At 34.4% G+C, this 16519-nt stretch carries 15 protein-coding genes; 5 read left to right on the plus strand and 10 right to left on the minus strand.

The window, feature by feature from the left end; genetic code table 11:
- Positions 1–40: 40 nt before the first annotated feature.
- The 8 genes from ACFX4W_RS00490 to ACFX4W_RS00525 all read right to left on the minus strand — a co-directional run bounded on the left by ACFX4W_RS00490 (position 41) and on the right by ACFX4W_RS00525 (position 6150).
- Positions 41–1861 (minus strand): polysaccharide biosynthesis protein, encoded by a 1821-nt coding sequence (locus ACFX4W_RS00490; protein ID WP_377558909.1) that lies wholly within the window; start codon positions 1859–1861, stop codon positions 41–43.
- A 92-nt stretch (positions 1862–1953) separates the two neighbouring features.
- Complete coding sequence (locus ACFX4W_RS00495; protein ID WP_377558911.1) at positions 1954–2097, minus strand: hypothetical protein; 144 nt, start codon at positions 2095–2097, stop codon at positions 1954–1956.
- A 21-nt stretch (positions 2098–2118) separates the two neighbouring features.
- Positions 2119–2883: a tyrosine-protein phosphatase gene (locus ACFX4W_RS00500; protein WP_377558913.1), complete on the minus strand. Its 765-nt coding sequence runs from the start codon at positions 2881–2883 to the stop codon at positions 2119–2121.
- A gap of 39 nt (positions 2884–2922) precedes the next feature.
- Positions 2923–3618, minus strand: coding sequence for a CpsD/CapB family tyrosine-protein kinase (locus ACFX4W_RS00505; RefSeq protein ID WP_377558915.1), 696 nt, complete (start codon positions 3616–3618; stop codon positions 2923–2925).
- On the minus strand, positions 3608–4345 hold the full coding sequence (locus ACFX4W_RS00510) for a YveK family protein (protein WP_377558916.1): 738 nt from the start codon (positions 4343–4345) through the stop codon (positions 3608–3610). Before ACFX4W_RS00510 ends, ACFX4W_RS00505 begins: the two co-directional genes overlap by 11 nt.
- Positions 4346–4979: 634 nt before the next feature.
- Positions 4980–5192, minus strand: a complete 213-nt coding sequence (locus tag ACFX4W_RS00515) for a hypothetical protein (protein WP_377558917.1) — start codon at positions 5190–5192, stop codon at positions 4980–4982.
- 506 nt (positions 5193–5698) lie between these two features.
- Complete coding sequence (locus ACFX4W_RS00520) at positions 5699–5929, minus strand: hypothetical protein (RefSeq protein WP_377558918.1); 231 nt, start codon at positions 5927–5929, stop codon at positions 5699–5701.
- Positions 5930–5949: 20 nt separating this feature from the next.
- Entirely contained in the window at positions 5950–6150 is a 201-nt protein-coding gene (locus tag ACFX4W_RS00525) for a helix-turn-helix domain-containing protein (RefSeq protein ID WP_377558919.1), read from the minus strand.
- Between the two features lie 352 nt (positions 6151–6502).
- Here ACFX4W_RS00525 and ACFX4W_RS00530 point away from each other — a divergent pair, with 352 nt between their 5' ends.
- From ACFX4W_RS00530 to ACFX4W_RS00540, 3 genes are all read left to right on the plus strand, one after another.
- Entirely contained in the window at positions 6503–6799 is a 297-nt protein-coding gene (locus tag ACFX4W_RS00530) for a hypothetical protein (protein WP_377558921.1), read from the plus strand.
- A 341-nt stretch (positions 6800–7140) separates the two neighbouring features.
- On the plus strand, positions 7141–7374 hold the full coding sequence (locus ACFX4W_RS00535) for a hypothetical protein (RefSeq protein ID WP_377558923.1): 234 nt from the start codon (positions 7141–7143) through the stop codon (positions 7372–7374).
- Between the two features lie 62 nt (positions 7375–7436).
- Positions 7437–7835, plus strand: a complete 399-nt coding sequence (locus ACFX4W_RS00540; protein WP_377558924.1) for a hypothetical protein — start codon at positions 7437–7439, stop codon at positions 7833–7835.
- A 323-nt stretch (positions 7836–8158) separates the two neighbouring features.
- On the opposite strand, the gene ACFX4W_RS00545 is transcribed toward ACFX4W_RS00540, so the two are convergent.
- Both ACFX4W_RS00545 and ACFX4W_RS00550 read right to left on the minus strand, forming a co-directional pair.
- A complete protein-coding gene (locus ACFX4W_RS00545) occupies positions 8159–8386 on the minus strand; it encodes a helix-turn-helix domain-containing protein (protein ID WP_050691492.1) in 228 nt (75 codons plus the stop codon).
- A gap of 581 nt (positions 8387–8967) precedes the next feature.
- Positions 8968–9552, minus strand: a complete 585-nt coding sequence (locus ACFX4W_RS00550; protein WP_050691493.1) for a MerR family transcriptional regulator — start codon at positions 9550–9552, stop codon at positions 8968–8970.
- A 1119-nt stretch (positions 9553–10671) separates the two neighbouring features.
- Here ACFX4W_RS00550 and ACFX4W_RS00555 point away from each other — a divergent pair.
- On the plus strand, positions 10672–12642 hold the full coding sequence (locus ACFX4W_RS00555) for a primase C-terminal domain-containing protein (RefSeq protein WP_377558926.1): 1971 nt from the start codon (positions 10672–10674) through the stop codon (positions 12640–12642).
- Between the two features lie 723 nt (positions 12643–13365).
- Positions 13366–16434 (plus strand): TraM recognition domain-containing protein, encoded by a 3069-nt coding sequence (locus ACFX4W_RS00560; protein ID WP_377558928.1) that lies wholly within the window; start codon positions 13366–13368, stop codon positions 16432–16434.
- The last annotated feature ends 85 nt before the right edge of the window (positions 16435–16519 follow it).

A 16519-nucleotide genomic window follows, 5' to 3' on the forward strand; every position in this document is an offset into this window, starting at 1 on the left:
CGATAATGAAATTATATATAACCTAATAAATTATATTAATTTAATTAGTATTTGTTATTAATAGTTCTTCTTCCTTATTAGCTAATTCCAAAACATATTTCCTAATATATTCTGAATCATAATCATTATAATTCTCAATCAAAGTAATCACTCGAGAATAATTCACTTCAACTGACTTCCCAACAAATATCTTAGGAAACACAGCCTCACTGTCAACTTCATTCTTTCCTAAAAGTTCCTCATACATCTTCTCACCGGGACGAATCCCAGAATACTTAATTCCAATTTCCTCTTCTGTATACCCTGACAATCTAATTAAGTTCTTTGCTAAATCAACTATTTTTACAGGCTCACCCATATCAAGGACAAAAATCTCCCCACCACTAGCAAGCGCTCCTGCTTGCATAACAAGTCTTGAAGCTTCCGGAATGGTCATAAAATACCTTGTCATATCAGGGTGAGTAACAGTAACCGGCCCACCAACTTGAATCTGTTTCTTAAACAAAGGAATAACACTACCGCGACTACCAAGGACATTACCAAAACGGACAGCTACAAACTTTGTTTGACTATACTTGTCTAACTCTTGAATAACCATCTCTGCTATACGCTTAGTAGAACCCATAACATTGGATGGATTTACTGCCTTATCAGATGAAATAAGCACGAAAGTGCCTACCCCAAATGTATCCGCAGCCTCCGCCACATTCTTTGTCCCCATCACATTATTCTTTACAGCCTCTTTCGGATTATACTCCATCAAAGGCACGTGCTTATGGGCAGCAGCGTGATAAACAACATTAGGTTTATGTTCTTCCATCACATGAAAAATTCGATTTCGATCCTGAATATCAGCAATAATAGGTATAATCTCAAATTCATTTTGATATCTATTTCTCAGCTCCATATCAATGGAATAAATAGAGTTTTCACCATGACCTAGAAGCAATATTTTTTTTGGTTTAAACTTACTTACTTGACGGCAAATCTCTGAACCAATTGATCCACCAGCACCTGTAACAAGTATGGTTTTTCCCGACAGTTTCTTAGATATACTTTGAATATCAAGTTCTACAGGATCACGTCCTAATAAATCCTCAACCTGTACATCTCGGAATTGATTTACAGATACTTTACCCGTAACGATGTCCTCTATCATTGGCATAATTTTTGTTTGTGCTTTTGTTTTACTGCACTCTTGGTAAATCTTTTGAATTTCGTGTTTGCTAAGTGAAGGAATTGCAATAATGATATGATCAATTTCCTTACTGTTCACGATTTCGGGAATATTTTCCGTTTTTCCAAGTACTGTTACGCCATAAATTTGAAGTCTTTGTTTTGCAGTATCATCATCTACAAAAGCAACTGGTTTTAGTTTACTATCATTATTTTTTAATAATTGGCGAACAAGCATAGTGCCCGCTGAACCTGCTCCAATAATAAGTGCATTCTTTTTCGTTACGTTCGACTTAATGAACCGACCTCTCACGATTCTCCAGGAGAATCGGGACCCGCCAATAAGACACATATGTAAAAGCCATGTGATGAATAACACTCGAACATAGATATTCCCACTTATAAGCAACTGAACAGTAGCTGCAGTCCCAAGAGAGAATGTAACAGATTTCACTATGGTAACAAGCTCTCCTACACTTGCATACTCCCAAGACTTATGGTACAAACGATAAATAAACGCAAACACATGATGACTTATAAGCAAGGTCAAAGAACTAATTATTATCATTTCTAGACTATAAATACTAAAATAAGGATTTAAAATATAATATCCAATAAATATTGAAAATAAGACGATGAATGAATCCATCCCCATGAGCAGCGACACTCGTTTTGAGTAACCCAACTTGACCCCTTCTTTACATGAAATTTTATTATAAAAGATATCTAATGAAAAAAAACAACGCTTGTACTCTCTAATTAGATATCTATAAATGTCTAACGATTACTTTCTATCTTCCTCGCAGCAATTGCATCATTTATTACCTTTTGAATATCCACCAATTTCTCTAACGGTGCTTCTTGATAGATATAGCGAACTGTTTTCTTTATTGTTTTTGGTAATTCATTAAAATTACTCATAGTTCTCTCCTATCTGTAAAATTAAAAAATCCCTAAAAATCTTTTACATTTAATTTTACTTGGTTCTTGCTTGTATATAGGTTGACCCTGTACGATAAGCTCAGCGTTCTGATGAAAATAATAATTCACTTGACTTCCAAATTCTTTATGTATTTTAGAAATTGATTCTCTCATAAAAAAACTTCTTGTAGATGTGTTATGCGCATCAGAAGCAATAAAATGTATAGTATTTGACTCAATTAACTGCACCGAAAGCCTCTGAACCTTCTTTCCAAAGTGTCCTGTCAAACTTCCAGCCGTAAGTTGGGCAAGTGCACCTTTCTTAACAAGATTAAGTAGTTTCTCAGGATTATTCATAATTTCAGCATTCCTCTCTGGATGTACAATAATTGGTGTTAAACCTTTTAATTGCATCTCAAACAGGAGTTGTTCTGTATACCTTGGAACATGCCCAGAAGGCAACTCAACAAATAAGTAGTTTGTGTGATTAAGAGTTAAAATATCTCCCTTCTCAAAATCATCTAACAATGATCCATAAATCCTTGTTTCTTGACCTGGCAAAACTTCTAAAGGGATATTCTCACTTTGAAGCACACAATTGAGCTCTCTTACTCTTTTTATAATATCTTGTTGCCTGTTGAAAAATATTCCATTTTGATGATGCGGAGTAGCAATAATCTTTGTAATCCCTTCATTGACTGCCTGCTTAGCCATGCTAACGGCATCTTCCATGGTTAATGCACCATCGTCAATGCCGGGCAAAATGTGACTATGAATATCAATCAAACTACCTGCCTCCAATGGACTTTCTGTAGATTCTTCTTATTATTCTCCATAGTAATAATGTTGACTATCCTGTTCTTTCTTATTATTGAGCACAACACCAAGAATTTTCGCTTTCGCACTCTCAAGTAATTCTTTTGCTTTCTTTGCAGAATCTTTCTGTGTATGCCCACTACTAATAACAAGAACTACACCATCTGTTAAATTTGATAATACTTGTGCGTCTGTAACAGCTAACACTGGTGATGAATCAAAAATAATGAGATCATATTCATTCTTTGCCTTCTCCAATAGGGCATTCATACTACTTGAACCAAGAAGTTCAGAAGGGTTTGGTGGAATGGGCCCACTTGTTAAAATCCATAGATTTTCTTGCCTAGTTGTCTTCACTGCTTTTTCAAGTGTTGTTTGTTTAGCCAAAACATTAGTTAAACCAACATGGTTTTCGATATGGAATGTATAATGAACAGTTGGTTTACGTAAATCAGAATCGACTAACAAAACACGTTTTCCTTGCTGAGCAAAAACAACAGCAAGATTAGCAGTTACTGTTGATTTTCCTTCTTCTGGACTCGGAGATGTAATAACCACTGAGCGTAAATCTTTGTCAACACTTGAGAATTCAATACTTGTACGAACTGTTCGAAATTGCTCAGCTATTGATGATTTTGGATTTGTTAAAGAAATTAAACTTCTATTTCGCAATTGTAAAATCTTCGCTTTATCTTTACGAGCCAATTGAATCACCTCTTGTTTCACTAATATTTATTTTGCTATCTCTTCCCTTTGCATAGCTATCCATATTAATAATATTTATTCCACCTAAGACAGGAAGACCAAGCTGCTCTTCAATGTCTTTATCCCTTTTTATTGTATTATCTAAATACTCAAGCAAGAGTGCTAAACCTACCCCCATCATTAGTCCAACTACTAAAGCAAGGGTCATATTTGATATTAAATTAGGCTTAATTAGTGAACCTTCTTCCGCTTTAGTTAAGATGCTAACATTGTCAACATTCATAATTGATTTAATTTCATTTTGAAATGTTGTTGCAATTGCATTTGCAATGTTTTTTGATTTTTGTGGATTTTTTTGTTGTACTGTAATATTGACAACTTGTGATTCTTGTTGGTTTGAAACAGTAACTAATTGATTCAATTGTCCGGAAGTCATTTCTAAATTCTCTTTTTTAATGACTTTATCTAAGATAGCTGGACTCTTAATGATAATGTTATAGGTGTTAATTAATTGAAGGTTGGTCTGTACTTCATAAGGACTATAAGCCTCATTCTTGCTTTTTGCTTGATTCACAAGAATCTGTGTTGAAGATTGATATATTGGTGTTATAAAAAAGTAACTAACTATTCCACTTATTGCGGTAAAAATAGCTGTAATAATAATAATGAGTAAGAGACGTTTCTTTAGTGATTGAAGCAACTCTTTTAGGTTGATTGTTTTTTCCATGATGACCCCCAAAATTTATTAATTTAGTTTAGCAAGACTATTAAATAGAAAATAATTTAATTTATCTTATATAAAACTACAGTTATTACAAAAAAGGATTTAGTTTTAAGTATTCCTTGATTATAGGTTGGGTTTTAAAATCCACCTTAATCTTTTCACAAGGTATGTTATAAAATTTTAATAGAAGTACTAATCTAATTTATAAGATAATAGAATTGTCAGATGATTCATCTACTATTTAAGTTTTAAAGAGATTCTAAAAATACCGTGAATTTATAGAGTGCTTTTGAAGTAAAGATGAAATCTCTTGTGGGGTAACTTATCGTTGTCCTTTAACCATTGCTATCTCATAAAATGGTATATTGAAACTATAATAAATACCCAAATAGGAACAGCAATGGCTACCCCCCATAAACATCCCTTCATGAAACTATTTTTTTGCATATGACACCCCTATGTGAGAAAAACATGTGCTTCTCTGATTGATTCTATGTTCTAGTCAAAATAAAATAGCTCAGCGTTTTCTGAAATGGATATAATTGTTTTAGTATGTATTCTAAGGTAAAACGTTGGCATTTCTATTCATTAAGGTCAAAAGAACTAGAATGTGAACGGAAACTGTAATAATAATTTCTTAATTTATCCTAGTTTTTAAATCCTCTAAACTTAAGTTAAGCAGATATTCACTTTTTTCTTCTTGCTTCCTTAGTTGTAATTCTGTATATTTGCTTTCTATTAAGCTACAAACCACATCCTTCATAGTTTTTCCGTATTCTTCTGATATTTCAGACAACATTTTTTTTATAGAAGGATCAGCATCTATTACAATTCTTTCAGTTACTGGCATATCAAATTCCCCTTATTTTGATAATTTTTTGTTTTTTTTTACAACTTTTTCATTATAATGTACGTACATAAGTTATTCAACCTCTTACCTAAAAAAATTACAATTATTCTCATCTAATGTTTTATAATAGATATGAAAAGCAGGAATATAGGCATGAAAAGTGAAAATGTCAGTTCTAATACAAGGTCTTTTGAATGAATATCGGGTGGTAGTTTCTTTAGAATAACATGTCGTAGAAATGACCTATGATTTATTGATTAATTCTTATTTGTTTTAGCACGGATTCATCTTTTGGTGAACTGTTCTTCTCTTAATACCTAAAATGTGCTTTTTCACTCACTATTATCAATACACTTACACTTGGCAAAGGACTTGAAAAAGTTTTAAAGTGTTTGTACTAGAGCTGAAAACAAAAACGCCACTTCCATATTCTTAATTCAAATTTAATTAAGAATATGAAAGTGGCGTTTTTATTGTAGCGTTAAATATTAAAAGTGATTGCTTTATTACTTTGGAGAAATAGATCCTCCTGAGAATATTTTATGTGCTCTTTGGGTTTTAAATCTATTGCAACTTTCATTGGTTTTTACTTTGATTTTATGTTCTCCACAATACTTTGAAATAGTATTGAAAAAACAACATTTAGCACAGTTCTTTTTTAAGTCTTCAGTTATATTAATTCCGGCTTTATTCTTATAAAATTCCCTAATTTCCTTTTTACTGATACCCTTTGACAAAGGTTTTCCCTTCTTTCTAATCATTCTTCTACTTTGAATAAATCAGCTATCGATACTCCAAGGGCTTTGGCGATACTAAACAAATGCCAATCTAAATGTTGTTCGTTTTTGTCAAAACGCGAAATACTCGCCTGTGGGATTCCTGTCATTTCTGACAATTTTCCTTGTGTTAGACCTCTTTCTTTTAGTAGCTCCCGCAATCTAGGCTTTATAGTTAACATGTTCATTCCTCCAACTTGATTTCAATTCATTATACAATAGTGAATTGAAATTGTTAAACTTATTTACAATAGTATATCCACTATTGTATAATGCATAATTATAAAATGTTGATTTTGAAAGGATTTAAAAATAAAGATGAAAGAAAGTTATTATTGCTTAGTTTTACGCCATTTTCTGAAATACCCTAATGAAATGTTGAAAACTATGAATAATTATAATTGCAAAGAAGAATACGAAAAAGTTGTTAGTATTGTTGCTTGGAGTAAAAAATTTCACGTGTGAAGAATTAGGGAGTTTTACTACATTTTTAAATTCTAAATGTGTAGTAAAGCCCAAAAAGGAGCTGGTTTTATGAAAGGGAAAACAACAGAGCCTGGATATCTTGCAAAACAAAAAGCAAAAGGAAAAACGTATTTGTTTATTAAAAAAACCTATCGTGAAGGAAAAAAAGTGAAGAGTAAATCATTATATAGTTTAGGAGCCATGCCGGAAGCTCTTGAACGTCTTTATTGGCTTCGCGATCATCCAGACTATTTTCCAAATGACTTGGAGAAAGCAGGCTTTACACTTGCTCATTTATATAAATGGATTTTAGCTATTGAAATAAGACAAAAAGAGAATGGGTCCCCTTTCGATGTGTTTAATTAATCTTCATACAAATAAAAAAGCCACTTTAATTACTAAGTGGCTTTTAGCTACGTTAAAATTGTCAAAAGGTCATAAGTTAGCAACCTTACCGCGGTACCTACATAGTATCTAAAGGCTTTCTACTTCGTTCATTAATCCAGTATCTACTTTGGTAGCGTTACCGCGTTAATACAGGCTTTATGTACGTATTGGAGCCAATTTTGGAATTTGTAAGAAAGATGATTTGGAGAAGAGAAAAGACGGAAAGGCAACTAGGGAGTAAACTGACGTGTAGAGCAATGAATGTAAATATGAGATAATCTCGAATATAAGGGAAAATCACAGGATGGGAGATTAAAAGGATGAGTATTCGAAAAACGGAAATCGAATTCAAATTCAAAAAATTGGTATGTGTCTTTGATGGTCAGGAAGAGGGATTGAGTATTAAAAAAGAAGAAGAATATTACGGATTTGAGACTGCTGACGCAAGGGGTTACAACGTTTTTTCGGATGTGAAAGTGGATAAGGATGTTTTATCTAATTGGATAGGGTCGTATCCAAAGGCTTATTTTGAAGTAGTTGATGATAAAATATAGGTTGTTACGTTGGAAAAAAGTATGTGAAGTAATAATCAATACATGTAAGGGAGAAGTAGAAAATGTCATTCCACACGTTTGTAGAACACGTTCGAAATCCATACTTTCGGGGTGAGGTTAATACTACAACTGATTTCGCTAAAATGCTAGATGAATGTTCGGTTGAGGATTTAGTTAAAAGAGCGCAGCAACATGTAACCAATTTATTGACAGCTCAAAGAGAATTGTTTTCGATCAAGATGTATACTGCACTTGAGGAATACTTAAATAATGACATTTTCTTGTTGCTTAGTCTGATTGCTGATGCCTTGCACAACATGCCTCAACAATTGACTAATTCGAATAAAGAAGACTTAAAAGTTGAGTTGCTACGATTTTATCAACTAAAGGAATCGATTCTACAGTATATAAGCGAGTTTGCGGAAAATAAAAACGTTAAAATTGTATTTGAAGCATTATAAAACAAAAAGCATCTAATTAAAAGTTAGGTGTTTTTTGTACGTTGAAATTTATCGATTAGACGTCTAATCACATTAAATTATAGAGTTAGTTTTATGAAAAACATTATAGGTCATCCGTTATATATTAATAGGTATTTTTAAGTATATCTAAATAAGTATATTTGTTAAGTTTTTAAGAGGTCATACAAAGGTATAAGGATTTATAAACATCCACTGTAAAAACTTATAGTTACACATATTGTAACTTCAATCAAATACTAAATGAAAACCTTCGATAAAAGCCTTACTATAAATAATGTTAAAGCTTTTTTATTATCGCTAGTTTAAATATCAAAAAAATCATCTGTTTTTTTACTTTTATCTATTGTTCTTATTGTTTTCATTACTTTTTTTAGTGTAGATGAGCTTGGAATATAATCTTTTTCGTTGTATAGCTTCCAAACCGTCCTCCTAGAAACTTTACTTTTATCTGCAAAGTCTATTTGTGTTACGCCTTTACTATCAAGCCATTTTCCAAACTTAGAACGTTTTGGGGTTTTCCACCACGACATAATTAAAACCTCCTTGCTAATAACCATCATTGCCAATTTGAGCAAAAATATTCTCACTGTCTGCAAAAAAATGCGAATAATGTACAAGTTACAGCTCATATCATTTATTAAGACGTCTAGAAGGCATCATAATCTCATGAATGGAGCGAATAAAATGACAAAAGAATTAGCATTCTTTTTATTAAATCGAAAAGATGTCTATTTGACATCCGAAGGTAAAAAGATATTGGAGGTCATTCTAAAAGAAAAGAACGCGTATGAAGGAAAATAAGCAACTGACATCTTTCAGAATAATGTCGGAATTTTTGTCATAAACATATAGCATGAATATAGTTAAGACCGCCTTATACACTAATACATAATGGGCGGTCTTTGTTAAAGATATTCGTATTTTTATAGAAAAAGAGCCTTGTTCTTATAAGAACAAGGCTCTTTTCTGTTATGCACAATGGGATAAAAGCGTTTTAGTATATCATTTTACAATCAGGTTTTTAAAAAAATCACAAAAACTTCTTTTATTTTTCAAAAGTAAAGATTACTAAGAAGTAATTATAGTTCTTTTAATGCTCGCTTCTGGAACTTTACTTACCTAATAATCGTTGGAACCAACCTTTCTTAGTAGGTTGCTCCTCATGTTGACTTACTGCAGTTAGTTTTTTACCTTCTAACATCTCACGCATGGCAGCAGTAAGGTTTTCATTTCTTTCTTGTAAGGTATGTTCTATATAAGTATTTTGCTTAGTTAGCTGTTCTGCTAAGTTCATGAGTACTTCATCACGTTTTTTATCACGTTCTTCTAACTGATCAAGCCGTTCTCTCATCCTTCTCATTTCATCAGCTAATATCGAATCAGCACTTATTTCTGGAACAGGCTTAAACGCTTCTCCTCCCGTATCAAGGTATAAAGCTATCTCTTTAAGTGTATACTCTTGATCTCGGTTTAGATGTTTAATTAATTGAAACCTTTCTAACCCATCTTTTTTAAAAATACGATATCCATTTTTCTTTTTCGTAAAAGGAATATAGCCCTCAAGTTCTTTTAACCAATTACGTATGGTATGTGGCTCTTCTTCTAAAATTTCTGATATATCCTTTATAATGTATTCGCGTTCTTCGGTTTGTTCTTCAAAACCTTGCTTTTCATCTTGATTATCATCAGTATGCATGTTTTTACCTCTCTTCCTATCAATGTAACTATAAAACTTATGTAAACTCGATTATCAGCATTATAATAGTTAGAACCTAATTTGAAACTTATAGAAAACTATTACGTTAAAATCATAATATATCCTCTTTTTAAATTCAAAATCTTTTTAGTTGTTTTTTGTAAAGATAATTATTTCAAATGCTAATACGTATGTTAAAAGGTGAAAAGTGCCTATTATACACTTTAATAATAGTGTTTAAACATAGTTAAATGAGTGGGAAAACACTTTAGTTTAACTTAAGTTAAACTAAAAATCTAAATTTGGATGTCTCTATGTGTATTGGATTAACTAGTTGAACTTAAAAGGTGATTATGTTGATATATAGCTTTTTTGAGAAGTTTGTTAGTTCAACTTGAAAGGTATAAACTTATGTACATATGAAATTACCAATCTTTAGATGGATTTAAGTTCAACTAATGTAACCTTGTTTTAAGTATAACCTAACTCTTTAAGGAATAATAAAATCCAATAAGGCTAATGCTAAAGTATTTTATTTTAAAAATGACAAAACGCGTAAAATCTTAAAAGATCTCACGCGTTTTGAACATTGACTATAGCATTAAAGGTGTAACTTTATAACATAATATTCGATAAATAATACACTAGTATTATAACATGTTCTAGGGAGATAAGGTATAGAAAACCAGTGGAAGATATGATTGCTCGGACGCTAAGTTATTAGATAATTTAGAATAAAATGGTTATGTTTTTTCATTTTATACTTGTAAAGTGGTTAAGTTTAGCAGTATCATAGAAGTACAACTAAATGAACGGAAAAAAAGCAAAAAGCTCAAGCGATTAGAATCGGATTGCCGTCCTATCTAATCGTTCACCGTAATATGCCTACGGTAAACTGCTGCTCAAGCTTTTCACTCAATGTACGTATTCAACGTACATAATGTATTTTCCTACTTGGAATTTTACTACAAGTAGAAAATATAATCAAGATATTATGAGTGATTAATTTGAACAGGTAACGCTAAATTTATAGGGTTTCTCTATCTATAAAAGCGTCGTTTACCACTTAACGGTAGACGACGCTTTTTGTGTTTCCGGGTAAATGGAGGGACACATGTAATGAGAAATCTTGCGCAACAAATCTATGGAAGTCAGTTGACGGAATATTTAAAAAAACAAACACGAAAGCAAAAAACCGGATACAGTAGCCGTTTAGGGTGGGTTTTTGTATCAAAAGATTTTACGAAAGAGACAACAAAAGCTGTTCGTACATATGGTTCGTTGTTTAATGTCAGCAAAGACTATACATACTTTACGCCAAATACGTTTTATCGCAATGATCTACGCCGTTTAAGTACGCTACGTTGGATCAATGCGATGTCGATTGATATTGATGCAAAAAATGGGGAGAACGAAGGGATGACTCTTCCAGATGTGCAAGAGTCCATTACACAAGCAGGGCTTCCAATGCCTTCTTTAATCGTTCAGACACCATCTAAAGGATTTCATATCCATTGGTTTTTAGAGAAGCCAAAACGGGCTTCAGATAAGCTAAATACACATTATAGTCGTATTCAAACATGTATGGCTGAAATGATTCATGGAGATGTACATGCTGTGGGTCCTGAGCGTTTATTCCGTTTACCAACAGATGAAAATACAGTCTTTCATTCACAAGAACGTGTATCGTTTGACGAACTATGCGATTGGTTCCAACTAGTACAAGAACAAGATCAACAAGACGTACATACATACAAAAAAGGATTCTGCAGAGGCTATGAATCTCTTTTAAAACATCCTGCTGTTCAAAAGATCCTAGAAGGTGTAAATGAAGGCCAACGTGATACGGCTTGCTACACACTTGCACTTGCTTATAAGGCAGCTGGATACGATGAAAAAACAGCAGAAACACACTTACATAACTGGAATCAAAAAAATAAGCCTCAAATGCGCCAAATTGAGGTTAAACGTAAAGTTAAGAGTGCGTATAATGGCCGTTTCCATGCTCCATCTGCGAAAAAAATTCGTGAGTTATCGGGCATGTTATTTAGCTATGTCATTTGGGAAGAAGCGAAACCACGTGAAGAACGTACATATAGCCATATCGAAGAGTGGGAAGGGGACGTATTAGCATTTATTCGTGCACAAGGAGGACAAGTATCTGGTTCACAGCGCGACATTGCGGATCAAATCACTTCAAGTGTTGATGCTGAAAAGAAAATCCCTTATGCCACGTTCAAAAAAGTGGTTGCTAGATTAGAAGAACAAGAAATCCTTTCGAAAAAGGTCTCTGGTAAAGGAAGAGGAGCTTCGACAGAGTTAACTATTGTCAATGAATTAAAAGCTCATAGAACGCAATCTGATGCGTCAAAAAAAGAAGGGCAGACTCCTTCTAAAATTAATGGGTTCAATTCAAATACAATTAAAGATACGGTGGTGGGTGGGACGGCTCTACCTCTCTCTACAGGTTCTAGTCTCGCTCTTCCTAAAGAAACTTTAACCTCTGTTATCTTACCTACGTCTTCTACTCTTTCTAAGCCTGCTCCTATCCCTGGGAATGTGCCTAGTGCGTTCGTTAGTGCTCTTTATAACCTTAGTTTTGTAGATGGGCGTTTTATCTTCCGTGCTTGGGGCAAGATTCAATTAGCTTTCAAGGCGTTTGGGATTACCTATCATTCTATTGGAGCTACTGATGACTATCTACGCTTAGCCGTGGATGCTGTCGCAGTAACTGTTGAGAAAAAAGGTTCTATGGTTGCAGGAGACTTCCAGGGTGACGAACCTTTCTTAAAGTATCTTTTCGGCACGATGAAGGGTTTATTTGCGAATTATCGTTCTGATCAGCTTACACAGTTTGTTGAAGAAATTGAGGGTTTAGGTGAAATTACATTATCACATATGGGCATGGAATTAGAGGACGAATTGAAAGCTTCTAGGGTAGTAGATCGAGAGTTAGTGGAGGCTAAATTAGCTGAAATTGAACGTGAGCAATCTGCACGTCAAAGACGCAAACACTATCACAATCATTCTGCTTTTGAGCTTCATTCAAGCTTAAATCAGTTCAAACTTTTCATGAAAAGGGATGATTAATTTCTGTAAAAAAAGAATCAAGAAAAGATATAAAATCTCTTCTTGATTCCACTCACGAAGTTAACTATTCCCCTTACAGAATAGTCAAAAATAGTGTATACAAAGAACGAAACAAAGGCAATGGTTATCTTGATGTGATTAAAATTCTATTAAAGACTTAGATGAGATATTAAAGAGCAGGGTAGTATATACATTATCGAATATATAATAATAGGTTTAATGATACATAATTAATAGGTTTATAGTAATGCTAATACGAAGTTAAAATAAGGATTTTCTAAAAAATGTGACCTTAAAGGTCTATGTAGTAAAACTTCTACTAGGTATTAGGTCAGTTTCGCTGGAAATCCCTTGAAGCTCTAAGGTATGAGGCATATAATGGAATTAAGTAATAAACAACCTAAATTTTTCAAGATACTTTCCTATAGGTAACATTGATTACGTTAGTAATCATGTACCGATAGGAGAAGCTCTCTACTACTCCTGTTTTTTCGTTTGTATATTTTATTCGTATCGGCGGGGGGCGCACCAAGCGTCAAATCAACATGGCCTTACACATGCTGACACCCATACGACCCTATACAAACAAACTCAACATCGTTCTTCCTTACAACACAGAATCCAACTTCAAAACAGCTTAGAACCCAACACCCAAAGAACCTCGCTCTTCGAAAATTTCATAGCTCTTTTCCTTCCTCTCTCTCAACAAGGAGGGGAAACCAATTGCAAGAAAAACCGTCAAAAAAACAGGCAACTATATTTGACGATATTCTCGACCAAATGATAGAAAATCCACGGCAGGGAGTAGCTGTTGTACTTCTTGGTTTGGCTGGCATGGGTGTTTGGAAAAAAGACTGGCTTTTATCTCTTTTACCATACAGTCCAGAAACGATTCAGCATTGGCTGACCATTTGCATTCATATCATTCAAATCCTAGTTGTCTTGCTGCTTCTCTTTCTTTTGATTCGATGGATATGTGCAATCTTTCGAATTCAACGACATTTTGATTATGTTCAACTATTGCCACATACGGATGATGGTGTTTCAAAAGAAATGCTTAGTCAGTTGATGCGAAGGATTCATGGCACAAAACGAAGATGGATTGAACGTCTATTCTTTGGACGTGAACGCTTTTCGTTTGTTATTCATTACACCATTGATGATGAAGCAGGAGCGCAATATCGTTTTTATATCGGAGCTGAAAAGAATCAATTAGAAGCGATTAAGTCCAACTTTCATAGTGTCTATCCGAATTTAACGTTTTTCTCTGCTGATAACTTAGAGTTTCCAAGTAAAAAAGCAGTCGCAGGAAGGTTGAAGCTGAAAAGCAATAATTTGAAAAAGTCGCTTCCACTTTCACGCTACAAGTCGGATCAGCTACCAGGAATCATTTCACATATGAAAGCTGATACGTGGTTGCAAGTCGGATTTACACCTAACGATGGGTGGAAGCTTCGAAAAGCCATTCAGAAGCTAGAAGAAGACTTGAAAGGGGATAAACCTTTTAAAGATCATTCAGCATTTGATAAGGAAGAGTTAGCGAGCCTCAAACATCGCTATTCTGGAAATGAAGTTGCCTTTGATTGTACCGTGTCAATTGCTTCCGAATACTACCCAGGTGTACCCGTTGTTAAAAGTATTGCAAATGCCATTCATTCAGTGTTAAACAATGTGAATGAACTGAAATATAAGAAATGGAAAAAGGCTGTGCAATGGTATCCGACGGGGACACCTTACAACATGACCTGGACAGGAAGCGAACTTGCAAACCTTCTTCATTTACCGCACTTTGATGAACGAAACTTGATGCAGAAACTTGCAAAAGAAATACCGCATTCGAAACGTGGGGAAGAATTACTTCCAGATCATGTTTTAAGTAATGAAGAAGGTTCTGTCGATTTTGGTGTGCAGCATCATCAATTTGTTAAAAATCGCACCGTGCGAATTTTAATGAGTGTTCTGCAAAAACACTGGTCCTTACTTGGTGTGACGGGTTCAGGGAAATCAACGTTACTCAATAATGTGTTAATGAGTTATGTTCAGTCCTTTATTAAACACGGAAACGAAGGAAAAACGTCTCCTGGCTTCTCATTTGTTGACCCAGCAAGAAACACAGCTATGATTTTACTCAATCAAATGTTGAAAGCTGAACACGACGGGGCAGAGATTAATTGGAATAAAGTACATTGGATCTCGTTTAAAGATACGGATTATCCACCGGCTTTAAATTTATTGCATCGTTTTCCAAATGAATCTCCTGAACGAGTGACACAAATCATTATGCGAATCATCAGCGAAAACTTCCAAGTGGCCAAACAAACTGAACGTCTTCTGGTGAATTGTATCAAAACGCTTGTATTGGACACAGGAGAGCGTCACACGATTTTAGGTGTAAAACCATTAATAAATGATTTTACGTTCCGGCAGCGCATTCTGAATCGTTTAGAAGATGATCCAGAAGCTTATGACGTGTTAGATTTTTGGCGGAATGAAGCAGAAGACTTAATTGATGCCAGTCGCATTGCTTTATTTAATCGCTTAGATACGTTTACCTCAAATCCATTGTTACGCAGGATGTTTGGTCAAAAAGAGTTTACTCTTCCTATCCTTCAATGGATGGATGAAGGACATATTATCTTTTATGACTTTAGTGGATTAAGTGAAGAAGAAGCTGGATTGATTGGTGGATTTCTCACGTATTTGTATTACCGTGTTGCCGATACAAGAGGGGGAACACCCCTTATGCATCAATTTGTTTTTGATGAAGCCGCACGATTAGAGAAAATGACGATTCTACCTCGAATTATTGCCGAGCAACGTCAAAAAGGACTATCGTTAGGGATTGGGACACAATCCATGCACCAATTAGACCAGGAACTGAAAAATGCGTTAAAAGAAGTTCAAGGTAACTTCTTTGTGTGTCGACAGGGGCCAGAAGGGGCGGCAGCAGCGAGTAAGATGTTTAGTGTTCCAGGTTCGAAAAAAGATCAACCTCTTTTTTCAGAATCCTATTTTACAAGCTTGCCAGATTTAGTCACCGTCATTCGTACACAAGACCAAATCAATGGTTCGAACGAAATTGTTCAATGTGTCGTGAAATTACCGCCACTAGATCGTTATATGCCGAATGGACAAAAGGCTACCTTTAAAAATGAGGTAGAAGAAGCGAAAGCTAATACTTGGACCGCACAAAAAGTAAAAGAATTGGCTTCCAAAAACGGTTATCACAAATCAGAAGTTGATGTAATGATTCGTGCCTATCTACAAGGTGAAGAATACGTGCCTAAAAAGCAGCCGACAAAGGAAAAGAAAAAGCCGAGAGCTCCTTTACAAGCTCAACCGGAAACACCTATTTCCTTGCAGAAGAAACAGCGTATAGATACTAAGAATGTAGCTTCTGAGAAAGTGATTGAAGCTGAACAGGATGTTACGAAAGAGATAGAAGTAGAAGTGAAGACAGAACCAATTCAGCCGGCTATCACGCTTTCAAGGAAAAAACGCGTAGAAGATAAAGCGCCAGTGAAATCAGAAAAACCTACGCAAAAACAGCCGTTTAAACCAATGGTTAAGCTTTCATGGGAGAAGCCTGTAAAGGCAGAAAAACAAGCGATGAAAGAAACGGCAGCTTCTGTTGAACCTGTTTCAGATGATAAAGAACAAGTTCGAGAAATAGAGCCTACACCTATTGAACCTGCAGTCACACTTTCAAAGAAAAAAACAGAAAATTTACCAAAAGAACCGCAACCTATTGTATCATTACGAAAGAAAAAACCTTCACAAAAGAATGAATAAAGAGGGAAGGAAAAGAGGAAAAGTAAACGTTTTATGTGGAAAAGGGAAGACTTTTTACACACTCACGAAAGTAACGTTCCTCTTA

The sequence above is a fragment of the Priestia sp. YIM B13489 genome, from assembly GCF_042787645.1.
GTDB classification, from domain to species: Bacteria; Bacillota; Bacilli; order Bacillales; family Bacillaceae_H; genus Priestia; species Priestia megaterium.

Coding starts and splice junctions, on each gene's coding strand:
- ACFX4W_RS00495 (WP_377558911.1), bottom strand. CDS start 2,097: ATGAGTAATTTTAATGAATTACCAAAAACAATAAAGAAAACAGTTCGC.
- ACFX4W_RS00510 (WP_377558916.1), bottom strand. CDS start 4,345: ATGGAAAAAACAATCAACCTAAAAGAGTTGCTTCAATCACTAAAGAAA.
- ACFX4W_RS00515 (WP_377558917.1), bottom strand. CDS start 5,192: ATGCCAGTAACTGAAAGAATTGTAATAGATGCTGATCCTTCTATAAAA.
- ACFX4W_RS00525 (WP_377558919.1), bottom strand. CDS start 6,150: ATGTTAACTATAAAGCCTAGATTGCGGGAGCTACTAAAAGAAAGAGGT.
- ACFX4W_RS00530 (WP_377558921.1), top strand. CDS start 6,503: ATGAAAGGGAAAACAACAGAGCCTGGATATCTTGCAAAACAAAAAGCA.
- ACFX4W_RS00535 (WP_377558923.1), top strand. CDS start 7,141: ATGAGTATTCGAAAAACGGAAATCGAATTCAAATTCAAAAAATTGGTA.
- ACFX4W_RS00540 (WP_377558924.1), top strand. CDS start 7,437: ATGTCATTCCACACGTTTGTAGAACACGTTCGAAATCCATACTTTCGG.
- ACFX4W_RS00545 (WP_050691492.1), bottom strand. CDS start 8,386: ATGTCGTGGTGGAAAACCCCAAAACGTTCTAAGTTTGGAAAATGGCTT.
- ACFX4W_RS00550 (WP_050691493.1), bottom strand. CDS start 9,552: ATGCATACTGATGATAATCAAGATGAAAAGCAAGGTTTTGAAGAACAA.
- ACFX4W_RS00555 (WP_377558926.1), top strand. CDS start 10,672: ATGAGAAATCTTGCGCAACAAATCTATGGAAGTCAGTTGACGGAATAT.